Source organism: Nostoc sp., assembly GCF_036917675.1.
Lineage (GTDB): Bacteria > Cyanobacteriota > Cyanobacteriia > Cyanobacteriales > Nostocaceae > Nostoc.
On sequence record NZ_JBALCT010000016.1, the window covers coordinates 135662 to 159707 of the forward strand.

The 24046-nt window shown below is 42.1% G+C and carries 21 protein-coding genes; 13 read left to right on the plus strand and 8 right to left on the minus strand.

Annotated elements, in window-relative coordinates:
- Positions 1–43: 43 nt before the first annotated feature.
- The 8 genes from V7K31_RS05670 (at position 44) to V7K31_RS05705 (ending at position 9464) form a co-directional block, all read left to right on the plus strand.
- The gene (locus tag V7K31_RS05670; protein ID WP_335093102.1) at positions 44–604 is read left to right on the plus strand and encodes a YqeG family HAD IIIA-type phosphatase; all 561 of its coding nucleotides are present in this window, start codon (positions 44–46) and stop codon (positions 602–604) included.
- Between the two features lie 52 nt (positions 605–656).
- Complete coding sequence (locus V7K31_RS05675) at positions 657–992, plus strand: SMR family transporter (RefSeq protein ID WP_335093103.1); 336 nt, start codon at positions 657–659, stop codon at positions 990–992.
- A gap of 284 nt (positions 993–1276) precedes the next feature.
- Positions 1277–2773, plus strand: a complete 1497-nt coding sequence (locus V7K31_RS05680) for a glycosyltransferase family 39 protein (protein ID WP_335093105.1) — start codon at positions 1277–1279, stop codon at positions 2771–2773.
- A 542-nt stretch (positions 2774–3315) separates the two neighbouring features.
- Entirely contained in the window at positions 3316–5010 is a 1695-nt protein-coding gene (locus V7K31_RS05685) for a serine/threonine-protein kinase (protein WP_335093106.1), read from the plus strand.
- On the plus strand, positions 5010–5690 hold the full coding sequence (gene bioD / locus V7K31_RS05690; protein WP_335093107.1) for a dethiobiotin synthase: 681 nt from the start codon (positions 5010–5012) through the stop codon (positions 5688–5690). Before V7K31_RS05685 ends, bioD begins: the two co-directional genes overlap by 1 nt.
- A 625-nt stretch (positions 5691–6315) precedes the next feature.
- Positions 6316–7221 (plus strand): undecaprenyl-diphosphate phosphatase, encoded by a 906-nt coding sequence (locus V7K31_RS05695; protein WP_335093108.1) that lies wholly within the window; start codon positions 6316–6318, stop codon positions 7219–7221.
- Positions 7222–7248: 27 nt separating this feature from the next.
- Positions 7249–7941 carry a DUF4337 domain-containing protein gene (locus tag V7K31_RS05700; RefSeq protein ID WP_335093110.1) on the plus strand — a complete coding sequence of 231 codons (693 nt, stop codon included), beginning with the start codon at positions 7249–7251 and terminating at the stop codon, positions 7939–7941.
- A gap of 290 nt (positions 7942–8231) precedes the next feature.
- On the plus strand, positions 8232–9464 hold the full coding sequence (locus V7K31_RS05705) for a M20 metallopeptidase family protein (protein WP_335093111.1): 1233 nt from the start codon (positions 8232–8234) through the stop codon (positions 9462–9464).
- Positions 9465–9772: 308 nt separating this feature from the next.
- Here the strand turns inward: V7K31_RS05705 and V7K31_RS05710 are convergent, their stop codons facing one another.
- Entirely contained in the window at positions 9773–9895 is a 123-nt protein-coding gene (locus tag V7K31_RS05710; protein WP_335093112.1) for a hypothetical protein, read from the minus strand.
- A gap of 627 nt (positions 9896–10522) precedes the next feature.
- Between V7K31_RS05710 and V7K31_RS05715 the strand changes: the two genes are divergently transcribed.
- Together V7K31_RS05715 and V7K31_RS05720 are read left to right on the plus strand one after the other, a co-directional pair.
- Complete coding sequence (locus V7K31_RS05715; RefSeq protein WP_335093113.1) at positions 10523–11842, plus strand: acetyl ornithine aminotransferase family protein; 1320 nt, start codon at positions 10523–10525, stop codon at positions 11840–11842.
- Between the two features lie 104 nt (positions 11843–11946).
- Positions 11947–12861, plus strand: a complete 915-nt coding sequence (locus V7K31_RS05720) for a DUF1338 domain-containing protein (protein ID WP_335093445.1) — start codon at positions 11947–11949, stop codon at positions 12859–12861.
- A gap of 399 nt (positions 12862–13260) precedes the next feature.
- On the opposite strand, the gene ureG is transcribed toward V7K31_RS05720, so the two are convergent.
- The 3 genes from ureG to ureE form a co-directional block, all read right to left on the minus strand.
- On the minus strand, positions 13261–13857 hold the full coding sequence (gene ureG / locus V7K31_RS05725) for an urease accessory protein UreG (protein ID WP_100901384.1): 597 nt from the start codon (positions 13855–13857) through the stop codon (positions 13261–13263).
- Positions 13858–14027: 170 nt separating this feature from the next.
- Positions 14028–14705 (minus strand): urease accessory protein UreF, encoded by a 678-nt coding sequence (locus V7K31_RS05730; protein ID WP_442941221.1) that lies wholly within the window; start codon positions 14703–14705, stop codon positions 14028–14030.
- Positions 14695–15141, minus strand: a complete 447-nt coding sequence (gene ureE, locus V7K31_RS05735) for an urease accessory protein UreE (RefSeq protein ID WP_335093115.1) — start codon at positions 15139–15141, stop codon at positions 14695–14697. The genes V7K31_RS05730 and ureE overlap by 11 nt, the downstream gene beginning before the upstream one ends.
- A gap of 157 nt (positions 15142–15298) precedes the next feature.
- Here ureE and V7K31_RS05740 point away from each other — a divergent pair, with 157 nt between their 5' ends.
- Positions 15299–15868 (plus strand): Uma2 family endonuclease, encoded by a 570-nt coding sequence (locus V7K31_RS05740; RefSeq protein WP_335093116.1) that lies wholly within the window; start codon positions 15299–15301, stop codon positions 15866–15868.
- A 339-nt stretch (positions 15869–16207) separates the two neighbouring features.
- The gene (locus tag V7K31_RS05745) at positions 16208–17803 is read left to right on the plus strand and encodes an alkaline phosphatase family protein (protein ID WP_335093117.1); all 1596 of its coding nucleotides are present in this window, start codon (positions 16208–16210) and stop codon (positions 17801–17803) included.
- Positions 17804–18162: 359 nt separating this feature from the next.
- Here the strand turns inward: V7K31_RS05745 and V7K31_RS05750 are convergent, their stop codons facing one another.
- The 4 genes from V7K31_RS05750 to V7K31_RS05765 form a co-directional block, all read right to left on the minus strand.
- Positions 18163–18459 carry a hypothetical protein gene (locus tag V7K31_RS05750; protein ID WP_335093118.1) on the minus strand — a complete coding sequence of 99 codons (297 nt, stop codon included), beginning with the start codon at positions 18457–18459 and terminating at the stop codon, positions 18163–18165.
- A 166-nt stretch (positions 18460–18625) separates the two neighbouring features.
- Positions 18626–20365 (minus strand): PAS domain-containing sensor histidine kinase, encoded by a 1740-nt coding sequence (locus V7K31_RS05755; protein WP_335093119.1) that lies wholly within the window; start codon positions 20363–20365, stop codon positions 18626–18628.
- A 77-nt stretch (positions 20366–20442) separates the two neighbouring features.
- Positions 20443–23025 (minus strand): sensor histidine kinase, encoded by a 2583-nt coding sequence (locus tag V7K31_RS05760; RefSeq protein WP_335093121.1) that lies wholly within the window; start codon positions 23023–23025, stop codon positions 20443–20445.
- Positions 23026–23048: 23 nt separating this feature from the next.
- Positions 23049–23207: a hypothetical protein gene (locus V7K31_RS05765; protein ID WP_335093123.1), complete on the minus strand. Its 159-nt coding sequence runs from the start codon at positions 23205–23207 to the stop codon at positions 23049–23051.
- 109 nt (positions 23208–23316) lie between these two features.
- On the opposite strand from V7K31_RS05765, the gene V7K31_RS05770 reads away from it, so the two are divergent.
- On the plus strand, positions 23317–23904 hold the full coding sequence (locus tag V7K31_RS05770) for a Uma2 family endonuclease (protein ID WP_335093447.1): 588 nt from the start codon (positions 23317–23319) through the stop codon (positions 23902–23904).
- Positions 23905–24046 lie beyond the last annotated feature (142 nt).

The following is a 24046-nucleotide window of genomic DNA, read 5'->3' on the forward strand; positions in this document are numbered from 1 at the left end:
AATTTTCGGTACTTTGCGGATGAAAAATTTCAAATCTTTTTTGATGAAGTGGCCTAAATTGGGTATCAAGGAGAAACCCCATCGGCTTCCACGACGTATCCATACACTAGCTGAAATAAAAATTGAGAAAATCAAGATTTGTGGTGTTAAAGGAATCGTTCTTGATTTAGATAACACGATTATTTCTGAAGACGATCGCTACCTATCTCCTCGTGCAGAAGATTGGATTACACAAGCAAAGTTAGCCGGATTGCAATTTTTTATCCTCTCAAATGGGAAACGTCGCTATCGCGTCAAATATTGGTCTCATCGTCTTGATATTCCAGCGCTCAGTCCCGCTAAAAAACCTTTTCCTCCAGCATTTCGACAGGCAATAGCTCATATGCGGTTACCAGCAAAACACATACTCGTTATTGGTGATAGTTTACATACTGATTTTGTGGGAGCATTACTTTGTGGATGTGCCTACATCCAAGTTGCTACTCTACCGCACCCGCCCCGATGGTGGGAAAAATTTGCTGGCAAATGGGTGCAAATACCTTATCCATCTGGAGGAGAACTTTGGAATTTTGACGATGCTGCTGGGTATGAGAGTTTTTTGTAAATTGCTCTTTTGAGCAAAAAATATCACCTTATAAATTGAGTAAATTTTCACCATGAACAACCAGATAGTTTTTAGCTTGCTGATTTTAATCACAGTGGGGTTAAATACACTGGCTCAAAATCTATTAAAACTAGGAGCAGGACAAAGCCCGTTAAATATCTATTTACTGGGAGGAATTTGTACTTATGGTCTGAGTACGGTTTTTTACGTGGTAGTTTTAGGGAAACTGAATTTATCAGTTGCCTATCCAGTAGTGATCGGATTAACAATTATATTCACAATGATCACTGGTGCTGTAGTTTTGCGAGAAAAAGTTTTGATTTCCCAATGGTTAGGAGCAGGGTTGATGTTGAGCGGTATCTGTGCGATCGCTTTAAGTAAACATTGATTAGTATTTCTAAAATAGTTAAATTATCTAATTAAAAGTACCAGGACAGAAAACGCTTTATCCTAGTATCACTAACAGACTACTCTTGACTTATTACATTGTTTTGAAGCATTTGCCTGATTCATTGTCCCGGAAGTTGGGATGAAAGAAGGTACGCCGCAGTAGTTACTATAGTGTTATGCAGAAGAAATAAAATTATGATAAAAATGCAAAATCAGAGATGGTCAAGATATTATCTCTCTGTTTTCATAGTGATTTTTTTGAGTGTTGTTCTCCGCTTCTTTATGCTCTCAAACCAGAGTCTTTGGTATGATGAGGGTTTAAGTTTAACTAATTCCGATGTTTCGACCCTTCAAGAGAGCATTGCGAGAGTAAGATATATCGGAAATAGTGATAGATTTCAACCCCTGTATTTCATAGTTTTGTTTTTGTGGCGTCAGGTATTTGGTGAAAGTGAATTTGCCCTTCGCTCACTCTCTGCTGTTTTAGGAATTGGCTCAACTATCGTTATATTTTTTACTGCTTTGCGGATATATGGAAAAAAGCACGCTTTCTGGTCTTTGCTAATTCTGACATTTAGTTCTTTCTGTATTTACTACAGCCAAGAGGCAAGAATTTATGCCTTAGCAATGTTTATAGCTTCACTTCAACTATATTTCTTCAGCACGGTATTAGTTAAAAATGAAGCTAATCAAGGTATTTCAATATGGCTATTTAGTCTTTTTACTGCCATAGGAATTTTTACTAATATTAACTTCTGCTTTTCCACTATAGCTCTATGTCTATCTCATATTGCCATCTATAGAAATTTCCGGCAATGGCTGCGATGGTGGCTTCCGGCTGGGTTTTTATCTTTACCGCCAGTTTTATATTACCTAACTTTACCTGGAGCAACTGATCCAGAAAGCATTTCGGTTTCTCGCTTGGGATTCCCCATAATTCAAAATGTTATTTTCGTGTTACACGGGATTTTAGTGGGGACAACTTACGGGCCTTCAATGGAGCAGTTGCGCGGCGATGATAGAGTACAGGTTATATTTCGTTACTGGCCTCAGATACTTTTATTGGTGATTGTCGGTACTATAATTTTTCTGGCTTTAATAAAAGTTTTATTAAGACACAAAAAAAATAACAGAGAACAGCATCCTGATTACTTCTTTGCTTCTGTTCTTGTCATGGCATTTTTGCTAGGATTGCTCTTAGCTATAGTTACCAAATTTAATTGGGTACCGCGTCACTCTTATTATCTTTGGCTACCACTTGCCATGCTTATCCCATCAGCTTTGAGTAAAAGACCTGGTATTAGTTCAAAGCGCTATGGAGTGTCGCAGTTTGCTCAAATCGCTGTCATATCTTTGATAGTTCTGAATATTTATTCTCTTTTTAACTACTACTTCAATGATGACTATCAGAAAGATGACTACCGCTCTGCGATCCACTACATTATAAAAAATCGTTCTTCTTCTACGCAATCTGTATTTTTATTTGGCAATCCTAGATTATTTAGATACTACGGTGACACTCTAACTCTGGATGGAAGGGATTTGGGAGATCGGTTAAGAAAGGGAATTAAGAATGAAAATTTTGCCGAAAAAATTGAAAAATTAACAAATCGTGCGGATCTAGTTTTGATCGTAGTTAATCGTGATTATCTATTTCCCAAAGGATTGATTGAAAAAGAGATGAGTGATTTGTATAACTTGGATTCTCAAGTTAACTTTGAATATTTCAAAATCTATCGTTTTCCCAGGAAGAAGAATTCCAGAACCATCGAACGCTGAATAAGCGTCTTGATTCTGATGCCTCGGCGGAGCTTCTTCGGCTTTAGTCCTGATATCATGTTCGCCAAATTACCCATAATAAAAGAACCCCACCCCGCAAGCAGGCTACCGTGTATACACAAGTCTTTCTGAACGCAATTTCCGGTTAAGTCTCATAGTCCCTGAAATACCTCACCCTGGTTTTACTACGTAAAACCTGTCCCTCTCCTTAGTAAGGAGAGGGATTAAAGATAGGACTCTTTGAGGTTTTAGAGGACTTTTGAGTAATCGGATAACTTGTGTATACACGGTAGCCGCTCTTCAGGAGGGGAGACAAAGCATAGCTTTGGCTCTTTGGGGTTCTTCGGGTTTAATAAGCAATCAAGCGGACATGATATGACTTCTGAATTCTTCTTCAAGCAGTACGAAACAACCTTGCTCTGGTGTGGATCTACCCATTAGGTATAGTAGAATATTGCCGCAGGTAACTGTATGTCGCCTCTTGGACTTAATCTTTGTGGGTGACTTCCTCCTCAGTTGCTATTACACTCAATCATTCGATCATGCAACCACCCATTACAGTTGGCACTGTCTTGCAAAACCGTTACCGCATAATTCAAATTCTCGGACAAGGAGGATTTGGTAGAACCTATCTGGCAGAAGACCAGAGGCGCTTTAACGAACTTTGCGCGATCAAAGAATTGATTCCAACAGCAACAGAGGCTTTGGCTTGGGAGAACGCACAAGAGCTTTTTCACCGAGAAGCTGCCATTTTGTATCAAATACAACACCCACAAATCCCTAAATTCCGGGAAAGATTTGAGCAAGATCAACGCTTATTTTTGGTGGAGGACTACGTTGCAGGTCAAACCTACCGAACTCTGCTGGCTGAACGGATAGCTGTGGGTCAAACCTTCACAGAAGCTGAAGTATTGCGGCTGATAGTGTTGTTGCTGCCTGTTTTAGAGCATATTCACAGTCGAGGGATTATTCACCGGGATATCTCGCCAGAAAATATTATTTTGCGAGATAGTGACGCTAAACCTGTGTTAATTGACTTTGGGGTGGTAAAGGAACTGGCAACGCGTTTACGATCGCCAGAGAGTGCAATGCCAGAAACCACCGTGGGAAAATTAGGCTACTCTCCGAGTGAACAAATGCAAACAGGGGGAGCTTATCCTAGTAGTGATTTGTATGGATTAGCGGTGAGTGCAATTGTTTTGCTGACTGGTAAAGAACCAAAGGAGCTATTTGACGAAAACCAACTAACTTGGAATTGGCAACGGTGGGTAAGAGTTAATCCGCGATTTGCTCTGGTTTTAAATCGAATGTTGAATCATATACCGAGCGATCGCTACCAAAGTGCTGCTAATGTATCGCAAGCACTGCAATCTCTGGTTAAACCCAGTGTTTCTACCCCCGATGTATCGAACTTGCAGACAATGGCTGTTGGTCGCCGTCCTCACCTAGTATCACCAGCAGCTTCGCCCAAGAAACAACCCGATCCTGTAATTCCAGCACGTCCCACTAGCTCAGTTTTGGACAATCCTTTAGCGATCGGGGCAATTGGCAGCGCTGTAGTGATCATAGCGGGATTTGGTTCTTGGGCGCTGGTCAGTTCCATCCGCAGCCAGCCGAAAACACCAGCAACTGAGACGCTTCCACAAAATTTCCCTTCACCAGTGATTTCTAGTGGTACTACATTCACACCCACACCCACACCCACTAACGATCAACCTGTTGTATCTACTAAGCGCCTCAATCTGGCAGCATCTAATAACACAGCCACGGTTCAAGATACTCTCAAAACAAATCAAATAATCCGGTACACTTTTTTTGGGCAGGAAGGCGACAAGTTAACTGCGTTTATTGACCCAAGAAGCAGCGTTTTGCTAGCAGTCTTAAGTCCCAATCAACAACCAATTGATAATGCCCAGCAAGTAACATCCTTTGAAGGCACATTGCTGGTTACTGGTAAATATACTATTGAGTTAACACTGGTTTCAGGAGTTGCCGAAAGCAATTACAATCTCAATGTTGTATTGGAAAAACCAGTCAAACCAACACCGACAGAAACACCTCTGGTAATTCCGACAGAAACACCTCTGGTAATTCCGACAGAAACACCCCTGGCAATTCCGACAGAAACACCCCTGGCAATTCCGACAGAAACACCCACCCCACTTCCTCCGAGTGGTGAAACGCCAACTTTCCCGCCGGTTGATGGAACACAACCGTTTTCTGGCCAAAGAAATTAATGTTAAACACACTACTGATTACTGGAACTGATACCGAAGCTGGCAAAACTGTTTTAACAACAGCGTTAGCAGCCTATTGGCAAAAATATTACCCGTTGCGTAGCTGGGGAATCATGAAACCGATTCAATCGGGAATTGGCGATCGCGAGTGGTATCAAAAGTTATTTACACTAGAACAATCCCCAGAAGAAATTACACCTTTGTACTTTCAAGCACCTTTAGCCCCTCCCATAGCAGCAGCACGGGAAAATCGCCGAGTAGATTTAGCTCTTGTGTGGCAAGCTTTGTCGAAATTGCGATCGCATCGTGATTTTGTGCTTATAGAAGCCTTGGGAGGTTTAGGTTCGCCAGTAACTGAGGAATTGACGGTAGCCGATTTAGCGGGAGAATGGCGTTTACCAACAGTATTGGTAGTGCCAGTCAGATTAGGTGCGATCGCTCAAGCAGTGGCGAATGTAGCATTAGCTAGACAATCGCGCGTCAATCTCAAAGGCATTGTTTTGAACTGCGTACAACCTCGAACGGATGCAGAAATAGCCGACTGGACACCACACCAATTGATCCAATCACTCACTAACACACCAGTTTTAGGCTGTTTACCCTATTTAGATAACCTGACTGATTTAGATAAACTTGCTCAAATAGCATCAGATTTAGATTGGGAAACACTGACACTTTAAATTGGGGATGGGGCATTGGGTATTGGGCAAAACAGTTCCTCTTTTGCGAGTAAAAAAGTGAGATTTCCCACTCAACACTCAGCACTCAAAACTCAGCACTGATCAGGGGCATTGGGCATTGGGCATTGGAGAAAAAGTAGCGAACGTCCAATCACTTTTTACAACTGGTGCAGTCACAGTTCTGACATAACTTGGTAATAGCTTTGTCAATAAGACGTGCAATGGTGAGGAAGAATGAAATTAACCTAACTCTAGTGACACACCAGGCAGGATTTACCTGCCTTATTTCATCTTTGGTGAGTAAAACACCACTTCATTAGCAGCTTTCGTCTGTGCCAAATACAGCAGATTGCAACAAGCGCCTCTGTACAGATTATTGTAAGGGCACAACAATGTTGTGCCCTTACCTGTGTACCTCATTTACCTGAAAAACGCTGTATGAATGTTTTATGAATGTTTAAAGACGTTTTTAGAATTAGCAAATGGTATTTTCTTGTCTGACGACACCCGGCGCGAACACGCGATATATAAATGTCATTCAAGTGGCATATCTTAGTCACGGAAACGTCACTAGCATAAGCTAATTTATCGGTATTTGATTAAAAGTAAATTATTTACGCCTGACATGATGATGCTTTCTTTTGTGGTGGCGAGTGCAGTCTGTGGCAACGGTAGTGAAGTAAATCTAGACTTTGCTAACTTTAGCTGGATTGACGTGATTATTTTAGGCATCGTTCAGGGAATTACAGAACTACTACCAATTAGCAGTACTGCTCATTTGCGGATAGTGCCAACTCTACTGCGACTGAAAGATCCGGGGTCTGCTTTTTCCGCAGCAATGCAGTTAGCTAGCTTGACTGCTGTTTTAGTCTATTTTTGGCAAGACTTAAAAAAATTAACCGGAGAGACAGTTAGAGCAATTAGCAGGCAAGACTATCAATCTAGTTCTTTGCAACTGATGTTAGGCTTATTGTTAGGAACTTTGCCGATTGCTGTGGCTGGTGTGCTACTCAAACCAATTCTTAACGCCTGTAACTCACCAATACGAGGGTTAGTAGTTATCGGAGCGGCTTCAATTATTATGTCAGGATTGCTGGCGATCGCCGAAAAACGCGGAGGACGCGATCGCACTTTCGACAACCTCACCCTCTGGGATGGCATTTGGGTAGGGGTTGCTCAAGCTTTTGCCCTGATTCCTGGCGTTTCTCGCTCTGGTTCCACCCTCACTGCTGGGTTATTTTTGGGCATGAAACGGGAGACATCTGCCCGATTTTCTTTTTTGTTGGGCTTACCAGCCGTGATTTTGGCAGGTGCTGTAGAACTCCACACACTTACGAAAGCCGGACTGAGTGCAGCTGGTTGGTTGACTTTGTTAGTGGGCTTAATCTCCGCCAGCATTTCCGCTTTTCTAGCAATTTGGGGACTCCTACGCTACCTAGAAAAACACAGTACCTTGATTTTTATTTTCTACCGCTTGGCGATGGGTGTATTTTTGATAGTTGCTGTGATGGCTGGTTGGTTGCAAAATTGATTTTAACTGATAATGGGGTATGACGATATGGACATAAACCCGATTGACATGGTTGAGCCGGAAAACGATGAACCCGAAACGTCAGCTAACCGCGAAAAACGCAAAAGTCGTCTAAATAGTGGTGTTGCAATTGCAGTTGCATTGATCGCAACTTTTATGGGGATCTGCAAAGTCAAAGACGATAATCTGGTTCAGGCAATGCAGCAAGCTCAAGCAAATAAAATTGACGATTGGGCGTTATACCAGGCGCGTAATATTCGTGAAGAAATAGCCAAATTAAATGTGACGCAACTCAAATTGCAGTCTCTTTCTCAACCTTCTGTGGTGAGGGCTGACTATGAAAAACAGATTGCGGCTTATCAAGTCATTGCTGATAAAGAAGACCAGAAAAAGCAGGAACAGAGGGTAGCCGCCGAAAAAGATCAAACAACCTATGACCAGCTGAATTACCATGACGACCAGTTTGACCTAGCTGATGCCTCCTTATCGCTCTCTGTCTCGCTATTTGCTATTACATCTCTATCTCAGAAAAGATGGTTGTTCTACCTCGCCTTGGTTCCAACTATATTTGGCTTGGTAATGGGGTTATCTGGATTATTAAACTGGCAACTACATCCCGATGCTTTGACCAAATTACTATCCGAAAACTTCTTAGAAAAGCCAGCCGAAAAAAAAATAGTGCTTTCCACTCGCACTTCCCCAAATCCCAAAGTGTTCTGAAGTCCTATTGGCAAGCTGGCGGGATGATCAACTACTTGTTCTCTACTAAGGAATAAGAATTAAATAACATACAATTTATGTCCCTGGCTTACCTCACCCTCAATCCCTCTCCGATATATTGGAGAGGGATCGTGAGAGAGGATGAAGGAAGTTTTGCATTTTATTTAATCTACGTTCCTAACTGAATTATTAGCAATGTTGCCACCATAAAAGGTAACAAACTCCCCACTCCCTACGATAAACTGGGAAAATAAACTAAGTAGCTGTACTTAAACTAGTTTGTCTTCATAATGGTTTCTACCTTTCCCAATCCCTCTTCTGTTGACCTGTCTCGCATCCGACTGGCAATCCGTTCATTGCAACCGCAATTAGTAGAGTGGCGGCGGCGATTGCATCAACAACCAGAGTTGGGTTTTAAAGAAAAACTGACGGCTGAATTTGTATCACAAAAGCTGCAAGAATGGGGAATTGAGCATCAAACTGGTATTGCTCACACTGGCATTGTTGCCACCATAAAAGGTAAGGAGCAAGATTCAGAAACAATCCAAAATCCAAAAGTTTTGGCGATTCGGGCAGATATGGATGCTTTACCAATCCAAGAACTCAACGAAGTGCCCTACAAATCGCAGCATGATGGAGTGATGCACGCTTGTGGACATGATGGACATACTGCGATCGCTTTAGGTACAGCTTACCATCTCCAGCAGCATCGCCAAGACTTCTCTGGTATCGTGAAAATTCTCTTCCAGCCAGCAGAAGAATCACCAGGAGGGGCAAAGCCGATGATTGAAGCTGGAGTTCTGAAAAATCCTGATGTTGACGCGATTATCGGTTTGCACTTGTGGAATAATTTGCCCTTGGGAACAGTGGGTGTGCGGGCTGGGGCGTTGATGGCAGCTGTGGAGTGCTTTAACTGCACAATTTTGGGCAAAGGTGGACACGGCGCACTACCCCATCAAACTGTTGACTCCGTGGTAGTTGCTGCTCAAATTGTGAATGCTTTGCAAACCATTGTCGCTCGGAATGTTAATCCCATTGATTCGGCTGTCGTGACAGTAGGCGAACTTCATGCTGGAACGAAGCGGAATGTGATTGCTGATACAGCGAGAATGAGTGCCAGTGTCAGGTATTTTAATCCTAGTTTGAAGGGCTTTTTCCACCAGCGCGTCGAGCAGATTATTGCTGGAATTTGTCAAAGTCATGGTGCGAGTTATGACTTAGAATACTGGTCACTTTATCCACCAGTAATTAATGATATTAAGATAGCGGAATTGGTGCGAACTGTAGCAGAAGAAGTGGTAGAAACCCCAATGGGTATTGTGCCAGAATGCCAAACTATGGCTGCTGAAGATATGTCATTTTTCTTGCAACAGGTTCCTGGGTGCTATTTCTTCTTAGGTTCTGCTAACCCTGAGAAAGATTTGGCTTATCCGCATCATCATCCTCGGTTTGATTTTGATGAGACGGTGTTGGGAATGGGTGTGGAGATATTTGTCAGATGCGTGGAGAAGTTTTTTAGTTGAGTCGGTGGAAATTAGATGTTTTTGATAAAAACGGGCGAAAGTCTTAAAAAATACGAAAGTCTTTAGGGACTTCCAAATAAAAAAATACTCACCTACTTCTTGTGGGGTGAGCGTCTCGCCATTGGTGTCAAGTTAAGCTAGAAAGAGTTTAACTGTTAGCTTCGTTACCCGGCTTGAACTAAAGTTCTCTGGCTTTTAGCTAAAGTCTACTGAAGTAGACTAAAGATTTTTGGGGATATTTAGTAATCTTTAGATTACTTTTGCTATGAACAAGAAACTTCAGTTCTTTGCGGGACATAACTTTTACCTTAAGTTGACACGTCTGATTCATGAATTGCCCCGACATTTCGTAAGCCCAAGACAAGGGTGTGTTTGGCTGTTAGGCAAGTTGTCATAATTTCAGCAACCATCACTACGGATGGAGAAGCCATCGTTAGGAAAATGACGATTTCGTTCTTAAAATCCAAATTTTTCCCTTAAAATCCAAATTTCTGCATTAAAGCCACGATTTTTTCCTTAAAATCACGACTTTTTTCTTAAAATCACGATTTATTCCTTAAAATCACGATTTATTCCTTAAAATCATGATTTTTTCCTTAAAGTCATGATTTTTTTCTTAAAGTCACGATTTTTTTCTTAAAGTCACGATTTTTTTCTTAAACAGGACTTACACATTGTCTCGTCAAGAGTCTCCGACTGGGAACGCCATTCTAGAGGCTCCGCCTCCCTTGCTGGCGGCAGAGCCGCCAAGAGCAGCATTTCCAGCCTCTGGCTGGAAATGAGGTTTTAAAGGGGTTTAAGCTGAAGTTGACACCAATGGCAGGATGCCCACCCCACAAGAAGGACAATTTATTTCTTGGAAATCCCTTACTATGAAGCTTTTTCCTGAAATACCTCTGAGGATTATGACAAATTATCCGTATTTTTCCCCAATCGCTGACGTATACTCTAATTTTTGGTTAAATGCGTAATTCCTACACCAATGGAATCAAATGCTACTGTAAGCAATCAACTTTTAGCGTTTAATCATCAGTAATCTTTAAAAAATCTAAAAAATTATGTTAGCTATCCCTATTAATCTAAATTTACCTCGTACACCCAGCCTAATAACTTCTTTACCCGGGCCTCGTGCTCAAGCAATTGTAAAACGCGATCGCGCCGTAACTTCCCCTTCTTACACCCGCGATTATCCCTTAGTTGCATTTCGCGGCCAGGGCTGTATGGTGGAAGATGTAGATGGCAATGTATTTCTGGATATGACCGCAGGTATTGCCGTTACCGCCACCGGACACGCCCACCCGGAAGTCGTCAAAGCAATTCAAGAACAGTCGGCGCGTCTACTGCACATGTCAGGGACGGATTTTTATTATGAGCCGATGGTGGAACTAGCGGAACAACTAGCGATTCGCGCCCCTTTTCCCCAGCCACAGAATAACGCTGAGTTTCCTGCAAAAGTATTTTTCACCAATTCCGGGGCAGAATCTAACGAAGGAGCCATCAAACTAGCTCGATATTACACCAAGCGATCGCTAATCGTAGCCTTCTTAGGTGCATTTCACGGACGCACCTATGGAGCAATGTCTCTCACGGGTTCCAAAACAGTGCAGCGAGCTAATTTTGGCCCTTTACTTCCTGGGGTGACTCATATTCCCTACGGCACTCACGCTAGCTTAGATTACTTGGAACAACAGCTATTTAGCACAATTTTACCACCGCCAGAAGTAGCGGCGATCGTAGTCGAACCAATTCAAGGAGAAGGTGGGTATATTGTTCCCGAAGATGGTTTCTTGCAACGGATTCGGGAGATTTGCGATCGCCACGGTATTCTGATGGTAGTGGATGAAGTCCAAGCGGGAATGGGGCGGACTGGTCGCTTATTTGCGATCGAGCATTGGGGTGTCATGCCTGATATCATTACTACAGCCAAAGGCATCGCTAGTGGTCTGCCATTAGGAGCGATACTTGCCAGACCTGAGTTAATGACTTGGCCTCCTGGTTCTCACGCCACCACATTTGGCGGTAATCCCGTAGCTTGTGCTGCTGGTATTGCCACTCTCCGACTGCTGGAAAGTGGTTTAATGGCCAACGCTACCCAGATGGGAGAATTATTACAAGCTAGTCTTACCGAGTTGCATCAAAGATTTCCTAGAGTATCGCCGCCACGAGGTAAGGGTTTGATGGTTGCGGTGGACTTATTGGATAAACAGGGTAATCTTGATCATAAATTGCGCGATCGCATTATCCAAGAAGCTTTTTTACGCGGTTTATTGTTACTAGGTTGCGGTAAAGCAGCAATTCGTTTCTGTCCACCTCTAGTTATCGACAGCGACCAAATTCAGATAGCCCTTCAGATTATCAGCGAGATTTTAAGTTCTTAAAAGATGAGGGAGATGAGGAGGAAAATAATAATTCCTAGCTCTTGACTCAGAACTCTCAATGCCCAATGCCCAATGCCCAATGCCCAATGCCCACCCAATACTTTATGAAACCCGAAATAGCCTTTCATTTATGGAAATTACTTTGGCAAGAATACAGCACTAGGGTAAATCATGCCCGTACTTACCAGAAAATGATAACTGCTGCGGGTGGGACTGTTGCCAACGACCACATCGCCTTTCGGTCTTTGCGTTTATTAGTAGATAGTCCACAAGGTCAAGTTAACTTGGGAATTGACTATTTGGGGCAACTTGCAGAAGCTTTAGGTTACGTGGCGGCTGGAGAGTATAATTTTGCTCAAACCCATTTATACGCCCGTCATTATCGTCATCCCCAGCAAGAGGAATTTAACTTACCCAAACTGTTTATTAGCGAGTTGATTGTCGATGAATTACCTGCTAATATTGCCCAACTCATCTCTAAAACAGTATCTTCAATCTCAGACGAACTGACTTTACCCCTGACTTTTCTACACAAAGACGGGAATATTGAAACTATTGCCAAACAACTCCAGCAAGTCTTCACCCGCCCTTGGCTACCTCCCCGGCGTTCTGTTGTCGAAGAGGTGAATCAGGCTACTCAATATGGGGCTTGGGTGTTGCTACACGGATATGCTGTCAACCATTTTACAGGCTATGTCAACAGCCAGAACACCCCAGAATATCCAGACATTGAGACTACCGCCAGTGGTTTGGCTAACGTGGGTGTAGCGATGAAAGCAGAGATAGAGGGAAATGTTGCTTGTGGTTTGCGGCAAACGGCAACTCAAGCAGTAACAGAAATGGTGACAGTGTTAGATGATAACAGTGGCGCAGAGATTCAGATCCCTTGGACTTACGCCTATTATGAAATTGCCCAGCGCTATCTAGTGGAAGTGGAATCTGGAGAGCAAATACTTTTCGATGCTTTTTTAGGAAGTAATGCCCAGCAATTGTTTGAAATGACTCGTTTGTTTAAGTAGCCCATGAAAACCTAACCCCCTTACCCCCTTCCCGACACCTACGGTGTACACACAAGTCGAAAAAAGCTCGATTTCTCATTGTTCTCTCGTTCTCTCGTTCCCATGCAGAGCATGGGAATGGCTGATTAGAGGCTCTGCCTCCAGTTAAATATTGAGTCAGAGACTCAATGAATGCATTCCCATACTCCGTATGGGAACGAGGAACAAGTCAAGCCTGATAAAGCTAGGTTTTTAGGACTTGTGTGTACACCGTAGCTTCCCGACACGGGAAGGGGGAAAATTCAAAGTCTCTCTCCTACAAGGAGAGAGAAATAGAAGTGAGGTTTTCCAGATGTCGTGAAAAGTTAGAGAGTTGAGCGAAACATTTTTGCTCAATTCTGACTCATAATCATTTTATTTTTAACAGATATTTGTGCAAACAAAGTTAATTACATCTGCAAGTCCTGACTGAGTTTTTAAATTAGTAAAAATAAAAGGTTTATCACCGCGCATTTTCTTAGCATCCCGTTCCATCACACTTAAATCTGCACCGACATAGGGTGCAAGGTCAGTTTTGTTAATCACCAACAAATCAGACTTAGTAATGCCGGGGCCACCTTTGCGGGGAATTTTATCGCCAGCCGCAACATCGATGACGTAAATCGTTAAATCCACCAATTCTGGACTAAAAGTAGCAGCCAAATTATCACCACCACTTTCCAAAAAGACCAAATCCAAATCGATAAAACGTTCCTCTAACTGTTCAATTGCTGCCAAATTCATCGAAGCATCTTCGCGGATGGCAGTGTGAGGACAACCACCAGTTTCTACACCCAAAATGCGATCGCTTGCCAACGCCTGAGAACGCACTAAAAACTGAGCATCCTCTTGAGTATAAATATCATTCGTCACCACCGCAATCTGATACTGCTCACGCAATCCCTTGCACAAAGCATCCACCAAAGCCGTCTTCCCCGAACCCACTGGCCCAGCAACTCCGACTCGAAATGCATTTATTGTCATTTGTTATTTATCCTTTGTCTTTGGTTATTAGTCTTTAGCTTATAGCGGTTCTCGGTTGAGTAAGGTACAAGAACCCCACCCCCAACCCCCTCCCCGCAAGCGAGGAGGGGGCTATGATGTACTTCATATAATTAGGAAACGCTATATGCCCAATGCCCAATGCCCTAACTTCTAAACAACCTTGTATACTGCGTTTCATGCTGCATACTCGCCAGCGACAAACCCCAACTACAACAGGCGAGTTCATCATCCTCCAACGCGATAATTTCCAACGCCGCAGCGCTAAATAATGGTTGCAAATCTAGCAATAACTGCTGTCCTGCTGTTTGTCCAAGGGGAATAAGTTTCACGCCAGTAGTAATCAAATTACTTGCCCAACTATGCAGATATCCGAGTAATGCGGCTTTGATGCTGATTTGCCAATGGGCAACGGCAATGCCAAAAGCGATCGCATAATTGCAAGGATTACCTACAGCATTGGCAATAGGCATAATCTGCGGTTCTAGTTTACCAAGTAATTGGATGAGCGATCGCCCCATCTGCCAACTAGAGGCGCGTAACTCTTCTGTTTCCCTAGCAGCCGATAACCAGAAATTCCAACTGCATAGCGACTCAACATCAGCCATTTTTGCAGCTTGCTCAGATCGTACCATCACCGCCGCCTCTAACCGAATTGCCCCGTAGAGCAACTCTGCTTTTAGCCAATCTTTGAGATGTATCTGGTTAGCGATCGTACCATTTTCTACCAACATTTCCAAGCCTTCAGAATAACTATATGCTCCCACAGGCAAAGTGGGGCTAGCCAGCTGTAAAATGCTCAAGAGATGGCTATCAGTGAGCATGATAGTGTTGTCCATAAGCTCCCAATTCTGGCTGAAACGGTAAAATTTCTTCTTTAACTTCTAACCCCAATTGTTCCAACATTGTGCGTAAAACAGAATCTGAGGACAAGCGTAAATAAGTTGGGGTAATTTCTACAGGTACATGACGATTTCCCAGATGGTATGCCGCCCGTAATAATAAAAGTGGTGTTTGGGCAAAGGCAGTCAGTACTAGTTCTGATTTGACAGTAATTCTGATTAAACTGCTATGGGTTTCTTCTTGCAGAATATCACCATCGTGTAACACAGTTCCTCTGGGTAAATGTAAAAACACAACCTTACCATCTTCTATTTCAAAGCGATGACGACTGCGGGTACGTTCTTCTGCTGTCAACGCCAGAGTAAAGGTGACTGCGGTATCGGGATTAGGTGGTTTAAGTTGAGTAAATGTCAGCATACAGAGTTTCGCCTGATCTTCCGCTTTTCATTATGGTTCTAATTTAACTAATTACGAATTACGAATTACGAACTACGAATTATTTTAAACACCATAGTTGCCTTGCCCGAAGAAAAGATAAAATTAAACAAAGGCAACGAGCCAAACGGGGACAATCATGAACCAAGCCATTGAGGGAGTACGCTGGACAATTTACGATTTAGAGGTTCTACCCGAAAATGAGTGGACGCGCTATGAAATTATTAATGGAGAACTCTTTGTCGCTCGCACTCCTCACCTTCGTCATCAACAGGTTTGTGGTAAAATATTCCGACAACTCGATGTTTGGTCAGATTCGAGTGGTTTAGGGGAAACAATTGTGGCTCCAGGAGTGATTTTTTCGCAAGCAAATAGCGTTATACCGGATGTAGTTTGGGTAAGTCGAGAACGACTGGCGCAAATTGAAGATGAAGCGGGACATTTGACAGGCGCACCAGATTTAGTCCTAGAGGTTTTATCCCCTGGTAAACAAAATGAATTTCGAGACAAAGAAGCAAAACTGAAACTTTATTCAGTTCAAGGCGTGCGTGAGTATTGGATTGTTGATCGCTTCACTCAAAAAGTCGAAGTTTATCGGCGAGAAAAAGCACAGTTGGTTTTAGTTGCTACTTTGTTAGGCGATGATGAAATAACATCGCCACTTTTACCTGGATTTTCTTGTTCTATCCGTTTATTTTTTCCTGAATAATAGCAAATACGAGTATATTTATGGAAACCTAACCGCTAGATTATAGATGCAAATATTGATTTAAAAATTGATGAGATTGAACCTGAATTTTTACGGGCAAGGTTGATAGCCGCAACATTAAATCATGCCCTCCTGCCAGTCAGATGGTTTCACCTCATAACCTTTTGTCACTATTTAACATAACCTCTTCTTAATATTTGAATCGTATCTTGAGGTTGAAAATACCAGAGTTGCTATTGAAGATTTAGTAGTCTTTTGTGAAGCTTTATTAACATAAGCCCAAGCGTGACTATCAAAAATAACTTCTAGAACTCTGTTTACACAGCACATCCAAACATCATGATACCAATTCAATACTTACAGCCTCCAGTAATTAGATATGACTACTCCTCGCCCATAGTCAAAATAGCTGATGCCTGGAAAAAGGATGATAAACCCTTCTATAAGCGTCCTGGGAAGTTTAAGAGCGTGCTTCTACTATCAATTGATGGTTTCCGTCAAGCAGATTTGGAAGATCCCAAACTACAACTGTATTTACCAAACATTAATAGTTTAAGACAAACAGGTATCAGTTACACTAACGCGTTTACTAGCACTCCCTCCGATTCCTTCCCTGGTACATTAAACTACTTAACAGGAGCAAGTCCCAAAACCACTGGGGTTTATTATGATGATACATATAGTCGGATATTATCAGATAAACCCGGCTCTCCTGCTGGTATAGAAGTTGAATTTGCGGAAAACATTGATAAAAACTCGAATCTCCTCAGTGGTGGGGGTGACTTCGGGATAAATAGTATTGACCCAAGCAAATTACCAGTAGATAGTAATGGAAATCGTGTTTATCCTCACAACTATTTGAAAGTAAACACCATTTTTGAGGTCGCAAAAGCTTCAGGTTTGCACACTGCATTTAGTGATAAACATCCTGCTTATGACATTGCCAACGGTCTTTCTGGCAAGGGAGTTGACGACTTCTACGCTCCAGAAATAAATGCTAAAGTTGCTTTAGAAAATGGTAAACTTGTAGACCAATCAACAGCGCAGAATCCTGCTAATCTCACATTTAAAACGACAACTAAAGACACTAACCTCACGGAAGCTTACGATGATCTGAAGGTCAATGCGATACTCAACGAAATTGCTGGGAAAAATTCACGAGGCACAACTAAACCCGGAACTCCCGCCATTTTTGGCATGAATTTCCAAGCTCTCAGCGTAGCCCAGAAGGATGCCAGCAGTAATGGTGGTATTACCACTAATGGCACACCTTCGTCAGGATTAATTAATGCTCTAGAACATACGGATGCTAGTATCGGCAAGATAATAAATACCTTAAAGCAACAGGGGAAATTTGACTCGACACTGATAGTCTTGACAGCGAAACATGGTCAAAATCCTCGTTTGGGAACAGCTACCCTGATTCCCGAAAATACTTTTACAGATGCCCTAACGAAAGCTGGTATCACAGTTAATCAAGCTACTCAGGATGATGTTGCTTTACTCTGGCTTAAGAATCAAAGCCAAGCTAGCACTGCAACAACTGTTTTAAAGAAACTGGCAAATCCAGCAATTGATACAGTTTATTCGGGTGGCGCACTATTGGCAGCAGGCTTTGGCAATCCGTTGCAGGAAGATCGTACTCCTGATGTGATTATCAAACTTAAACCAGGATATGTGATTTCAAACAGCACCAAAAGGGCAGAACACGGCGGTTTTTCTGATGATGATACCCATATTTCTCTGATCCTCAGTAGTCATGGACTAGAAACTCGTGTCAAGGGGACTTCTCAGATTAAGAAAGTTTCTAGCAAACAAATTGCGGTTACAGTATTGGAGGCATTGGGACTTGATCCGAGGAAACTTCAAGGAGCTAGGTCTGAAAATACACTTCCATTACCAGGGACGGAGATTGAAGATGCTAGGAAGTTTTGAGAATTTTTCAATAGAGATTTCCGCTAGCTAAACACGTTACAACAAAAAGGGGATCTTACTAAGTACAGCTTTGCGTAAAATCGTGGCGAATTGAGGGTTGAAGTTTAAACGCAAAGGGGCGCAGAGGAAAGCGCAGAGGTACGCTGAGAATTCGCTATGATTAATGAAATGTTGTACTAATTAATGCTCTTAATTTTAGTTCATGCGATCGCATCTATTTGAGCGATCGCATTTATTTATGTACTTTTACTCAGAATCCTTGATTACTGGAGTTTAGACATTAATTTGAGCAGATTTATACAAATAAAAAAGGAGAATATTGCTACTCTCCTAACATAATATGAGGGAAAATTTTCAGATTAGTGATTAAAACGGGCTTGACGTTGACGCAATTCACGAGCGTGTTGTTCACGAGCTTGACGTTGACGCAATTCACGAGCGCGTTGTTCACGAGCTTGACGTTCGCGCAATTCACGAGCGCGTTGTTCACGGACTTGACGTTCGCGTTGAATTTTACTGTTATTAAAAGCTACAGTATCACGATTAAAACGATCATGCTCAGATTTAAATTCAGCAGCATTAGCATTTTGAGAAAGAGCAGCAATTGAAGCAGCTGCTAATAAGCCTCCAAGAAGAATAGATTTTAAGCGGTTCATATATCGTTTACCCTTGCATTGCTTGATTTGTATATTCTCAATATAATCGGAATAATCAGGGACACACCTGTGTCAAAAGTCACCTTTAAAGGGTTACTTTAGTCACTAATACACGGATGCAAGAATCTTCAATTCCATTTTCCCAAATTTAAAATCTAAAATTCGGTCAGCTAATAGGTAATGTAAACCAGAAGGTTGCGCCTGCATCCAATGCACTATTCACACCAATTTCGCCGCCGTGAGCATTGATGATTTGCTTACAGAGATACAAGCCCAATCCCAAGCCTACAGAATTGCCGATACTTGCACCCCGAAAATAAAGGTCAAAAAGCCGATCGCTTTGTTGTTGATTAATTCCCACGCCGTTATCACTAACAGTACAATAAATCATGTCATCCTTACGGGTAGCGTTGATTGTCAAAACGAATTCCGGGGGATTGTGTTTGAGAGCGTTGACGATTAAGTTAGAAAAAACTCGCCATAGTTGCGTGGGATCAGCATTTACCAATGGTAAATCTGCGGATACCAGATTTGTGAGCTTGACTTGATTTTGTGCTAACAATGGCTCTAAATCTGCGATCGCAGCTTCGATAACTGACAGTAATTGTACGGATTGAGGTTGTAAAACAACACCTTGCACTTCGCTGACATGAGCTTCCATCAACGAATTAATTAAGTTCAGTTGGCGATCGCTACTTTGAATCATCCGCTCTAAAATTGAGCGTGAAATCCAAATATTTTCCTCTGGACGTGAAAGCAAATTTTTCAGCACCATTAAAGTACCCAGCACTGGGTTGCGTAAGTCGTGGGAAACTGCATGGAAAAATATTCGTAGTTCTTCTTCAGTTTGTTTGCGTTGGGTAATATCTTCAATCAAACCTTCGTAGTAAAGCAGTTTAAGATGTTCGTCATAGACTGCATAGGCTTTTTCCGAAATCCAGACAATACTCCCGTCTCGGCGATAAATTTGGGACTCGAACTCGGAAACGCTGCCATACTTTTCCATCAGGCGCACAAATTCTATGCGGCGGTTTGGATCAACGTACAATTGTTCAATATCAGTGAAATTTGCTGTCACCTCCTCTGCTAAGGAGTAGCCATAAATGCGTGCTAAAGCCGGATTTGCCGTAATGTAACGTCCATCGGGACTGCTTTGAAAGATCCCTTCAACAGCGTTTTCAAAAATGCTGCGATATTTAGTTTCTGCAACCTTAAGCTTTTGGTAGGCAGATTCTAGTTCTTGACGGGCGTAAAACTCAGAGCGTTGCAGGCGATCGTACAGATAAACACCGATATCACATATAATACAAAACCAAGATATGTATAAAATGAAGGTTACATTATATATTTCTGGGTGATCGGGGATTGGTGTTTTTAGCCCAAGTGCCGTATTTACACCAAAATAGTAAGCCAGCACACCCACTTGAGTCAGCAAGTGAAGAATCCAGCAGACTGGCATTAATATAGCTTGGCTTAAAAACAGCAGCGACCAACCGATGGTGTCGGGTAGTGCGAAACCCCTGATGGTTGCAAACAACTGCGATGCTAGACTAATTGACCAAGAAGACCCCAAAAATAATAAATCTGGACGATGACGACCTAACTTAGTTTTATGTAAGGCAAAGCAAATAATTATACTTATAACCATTGCAACATTGATTACAAGGCTTTTAGCTCTAAGTACTTCTGGCAGCCTTTCCAACTCCTTTAAAGGGAAAAACAAGCCGTAAATGTCTCGCAAAGTAAAAGACAACAGACAAATCAGCACCAGCGATAACCATAAATGTAATCTCTGCCACAAAAAACGGTTACGCCAAGCTTTGTAAAGAGTAGTCATTTCATCTGCTGTTGGTGCAGAAAAGGTTTTTCTCCACCACCTTTGCACTGTTGTAAATTGAGTAGACATTTGCATCCGAGCAACTTTGCCCATACTGTCGAGAGTGTTTCCCTTACTGGTTATTTACTCTCGCACTTTTTGGTGATTTATGGGCGATTTGTTGCGGATGAAGTTGCTAGAGGTAATGTAAACCAGAAAGTTAACCCGCGCTTGCGGTTACTAATAACACCAATTTTGCCACCATGTGCCTTGATAATTTTTCGACAAAGATACATTTTTAAGCCAATGCTTGTAGAACAAGAATCTTGGGGATCGCGAACATGCAGATCAAATAGGCGATCGCACTCTAGTTTACTCATAGCCACACCGTTATCTTGAATCTGAGTGCGAATCATTCCAGCTTCAACGGTGGCACTCAGAGTCAAATTTAATCCTGGTGGATTATTTTGCAAGCTATGTGTTATTAAATGTGCCAAAGCTTTCTGCAACCGAGTCTCATCTGCCATTATTAACGGTAAATCTACGGGAACCAAGTTCTTCAGAGTCGCTTGATTTTGTGTCAGTATGGGTTCCAACTGGGCAAATATTCCTCCCAGTAGGGTGCTAATTTGCACAGGTTCGGGCTTGATTTCAATACCCTGTTTTTCACAGGAATTAATTTCTAACAATGAATTAATCATCGTCAGTTGGCGATCATTGCCTTGAATCATCCGCTCGATGATTGAGCGAGATACTTGAATTGGGGAAGGTGGGGACCCCTCTGGGGATAAGGGGTAATGGGCATGGGGCATTGGGCATTGGGCATTGGTTATTAATTCTGCTCCCCTGCTCCCCTGCTCCCCTGCTTCCCCACTGCCCACTCCCTGATTTAACAAATTCTTTAACACCATCAAGTTACCCATCACCGAAGTTCGTAAATCGTGAGCAACCGTATGTAAAACAACATCTTTGACGCGATGCAATTTTTCAACTTCTTGCATTTTCTGCTGCAACTGTGCTGTCCGCTCTTGTACTTGGTATTCTAAATTAGTGTTGAGTTCTGCTAGTTTTTGGCATATCTGGCTTTGCTGAATGGCGATCGCTACCTGTTCTGACATCTGCTGTAACAAATCGATTTCTATTGGCTGCCAATGACGCGAACCTGAGCATTGATTGGCAATTAACGCACCAAATAATTCGTTGTTTAGCATAATTGGTACAGCCAAAGTAGCCTTCGTTTGGAATTTTCGACAGTGTGCTTTAACTTTGGGAGATACTGCTATTTGTGTTATGTCTTCAATGACACGCACAAGATTATCTTTTAATAAGTTTCTTATTTCTTGTAAATAAGCTTCATCATTAGTAGACCAACCTGAGACTGATGGATACTTGGGATCTACCGATTCGGCAAGAGTTCTGACTCCTAAATTGGCATTATTTAAACCAATGAAAACTCGATCTGCTTGCAGAAATTGCCTGACTTCCGTCACGGTGGTTTGAAGAATTTGCTCTAAGTTAAGCGAAGACCGAATTCGTACTAGGGTTTCTGCCAACAAGCGATCGCGTTGTGCTGAAAGTCGTAATTGCGCTTCTACCTGTTTGCGTTCTGTGATGTCGTGATGGACTGCTAGGATGCACTGGATACCATCTAAATCAATAACTTCGGCTGAAAGCAGCGTTGTAATTATCTTGCCAGACTTTTGCCGAAATTCAACTTCCAAGTTGCTAACAACTCCTGTGGCTTGCAACTCCTGTAACAAATTCAGGCGATCGCGATCGTGTAACCAAAGATTTAACTCAAAAGCAGTTTTACCAATCACCTGATCTCGCTCATAACCTGAGAGTTTCACAAAACTGTCGTTAACTTCGATAAAGCGTCCTTCTTGCAGCGTACTAATAGTAATTGAATCGGGGCTGCAACTAAAAGCTTTAGAAAATTTTTTAGCAAGATTTTGTAAAGTGACTTCAGCTTGTTTGCGTTCTGTAATATCTCGTACAATTGCTAGTATCTCATCTTCACCACTCACTACCAACCGCGCCTCATAATCTCTCACTCCCAAAGGCGTTGGTAGTTGATATTCGTAAGTTTGCAAAGTTCCAGAATCTAAAGTTTTAGCGATCGCTACTTGGCTAATCGCCGCAACATCACTAGGCAATAAATCTTGCAAATTTTTTCCAACTATTTCTTCTCTCGAAAGAGTGATATTTTCTCCATCACTTTTCAAATCTAGATACTCACCATCACGGCTGATGCGAAACATCAAATCGGGGATAGCATCCAAAATTGCTTTATACCGCGCCTCACTCTGTTGCAATTTTTCTTGGGCTTGTTTTTGGTCTGTAATATCCATAACTAAGCCATTCCAAAGAACATCGCCTGCTTCTTGTAATTCGGCTTGCGAAGTCCCTTGAATCCACTTAAGTTTGCCACTAGGGGTAATGATGCGACCTTCCCAATGCCAAGGTGTTAGAGTGGTTCTACAAACACTAATAGATTCTGTAAAAGCTTTTATATCCTGTGTATGAATTAGTTTATATAGCACCTGGAAGTCTGTCTGGACAGCTTCTGGTTCTAATTCATACAAGTATTGACAACCAGAACTAACATAAGGAACAAACACAGAACCATCCTGCCGTTGCAGAATTTGGAAAATTATTCCTGGTAAATTGACACCAATTTTTGAGATCAGGTTAATAACTTCTTGCTGGCAATTTGGTGCATACAGCCATTTTACAACGGTTTCATCCACTCTTTGACCCTTTGATAGACAAGCTATTGATGTACAATAAAAAGCCAGAATAACCAATTTAACAGTTTTGATTCTGTAGGCATAATCGCTAACACAATCAAAACAGTACCTTCTTTCAGAGTAGTTGGTGATGAGGCGATCGCATTCACCCAATCGGGTGAACCAGTTGTCAAAGATGTCAAACAGCGAATCAGTTAAGGACTAAAGTCCTGACTACAAACTTATTTACCCAGCATAGTTGACTTGACAAACTACTAGAATAGATATATGGCTTCTCCCCAAACTGATAACATGAATACTACCACTGTCAGTTTACCTCCTACCCTCGAATTAAACATCGACCTGACTGACGAGCAATTTTTTCAGCTTTGTCAAAATAATCGAGACTTAAAGTTTGAGCGGACGGCTTCAGGGGAATTAATTATTATGCCACCTACGGGGAGTAGTACTAGTGACCGAAATGCTGATTTAACTTATCAATTAAGAGATTGGAGTCGTCAAAATCAGCTAGGGAAATCCTTTGACTCTTCTGGTGGTTTCAAACTTCCCAATGGTGCAGAGCGTTCTCCAGATGCGTCTTGGGTGAAAATGGAACGGTGGAATGCTTTAAGCGAAGCAGAAAAAGAAAGATTTGCTCCTTTGTGTCCCGATTTTGTGGTTGAGTTAATGTCTCCAAGTGATTCCTTAGAAAAAACGCGAGCCAAAATGAGGGAATACATGGAGAATGGCGCAAGATTAGGCTGGTTAATTAATAGAAGGCAGCAGCAGGTAGAAATTTATCGTCCCAATCGAGAAGTTGAGATTTCCCAAAGTCCTAAAACTCTATCGGGAGAAGATGTTTTGCCAGGATTTATTTTAGATTTGGCGGAAATTTGGTGAGTAATTGCTTACTCTATAACGCTGGCATAATTATCATAAATTATTCTCCCAATTTAAATGCGATGTCTACGACGGGCTACGCCTACGCAACGAGAACATCGCAGATAATATCCTTTAGCCGTGGTTGCAGTAAACGGAGCCG

Excerpts from the sequence above, each read along its gene's own strand:
- V7K31_RS05670 (WP_335093102.1), top strand. The coding sequence starts at position 44 with ATGAAGTGGCCTAAATTGGGTATCAAGGAGAAACCCCATCGGCTTCCA.
- V7K31_RS05720 (WP_335093445.1), top strand. The coding sequence starts at position 11,947 with ATGAAACCCGAAATAGCCTTTCATTTATGGAAATTACTTTGGCAAGAA.
- V7K31_RS05685 (WP_335093106.1), top strand. The coding sequence starts at position 3,316 with ATGCAACCACCCATTACAGTTGGCACTGTCTTGCAAAACCGTTACCGC.
- V7K31_RS05705 (WP_335093111.1), top strand. The coding sequence starts at position 8,232 with ATGGTTTCTACCTTTCCCAATCCCTCTTCTGTTGACCTGTCTCGCATC.
- bioD (WP_335093107.1), top strand. The coding sequence starts at position 5,010 with ATGTTAAACACACTACTGATTACTGGAACTGATACCGAAGCTGGCAAA.
- V7K31_RS05680 (WP_335093105.1), top strand. The coding sequence starts at position 1,277 with ATGCTCTCAAACCAGAGTCTTTGGTATGATGAGGGTTTAAGTTTAACT.
- ureE (WP_335093115.1), bottom strand. The coding sequence starts at position 15,141 with ATGCTGACATTTACTCAACTTAAACCACCTAATCCCGATACCGCAGTC.
- V7K31_RS05755 (WP_335093119.1), bottom strand. The coding sequence starts at position 20,365 with ATGTCTACTCAATTTACAACAGTGCAAAGGTGGTGGAGAAAAACCTTT.
- V7K31_RS05745 (WP_335093117.1), top strand. The coding sequence starts at position 16,208 with ATGATACCAATTCAATACTTACAGCCTCCAGTAATTAGATATGACTAC.
- V7K31_RS05695 (WP_335093108.1), top strand. The coding sequence starts at position 6,316 with ATGATGATGCTTTCTTTTGTGGTGGCGAGTGCAGTCTGTGGCAACGGT.
- V7K31_RS05740 (WP_335093116.1), top strand. The coding sequence starts at position 15,299 with ATGAACCAAGCCATTGAGGGAGTACGCTGGACAATTTACGATTTAGAG.
- V7K31_RS05710 (WP_335093112.1), bottom strand. The coding sequence starts at position 9,895 with ATGGCTTCTCCATCCGTAGTGATGGTTGCTGAAATTATGACAACTTGC.
- V7K31_RS05750 (WP_335093118.1), bottom strand. The coding sequence starts at position 18,459 with ATGAACCGCTTAAAATCTATTCTTCTTGGAGGCTTATTAGCAGCTGCT.
- V7K31_RS05715 (WP_335093113.1), top strand. The coding sequence starts at position 10,523 with ATGTTAGCTATCCCTATTAATCTAAATTTACCTCGTACACCCAGCCTA.
- V7K31_RS05730 (WP_442941221.1), bottom strand. The coding sequence starts at position 14,705 with ATGCTCACTGATAGCCATCTCTTGAGCATTTTACAGCTGGCTAGCCCC.
- V7K31_RS05700 (WP_335093110.1), top strand. The coding sequence starts at position 7,249 with ATGGACATAAACCCGATTGACATGGTTGAGCCGGAAAACGATGAACCC.
- V7K31_RS05770 (WP_335093447.1), top strand. The coding sequence starts at position 23,317 with ATGAATACTACCACTGTCAGTTTACCTCCTACCCTCGAATTAAACATC.
- V7K31_RS05675 (WP_335093103.1), top strand. The coding sequence starts at position 657 with ATGAACAACCAGATAGTTTTTAGCTTGCTGATTTTAATCACAGTGGGG.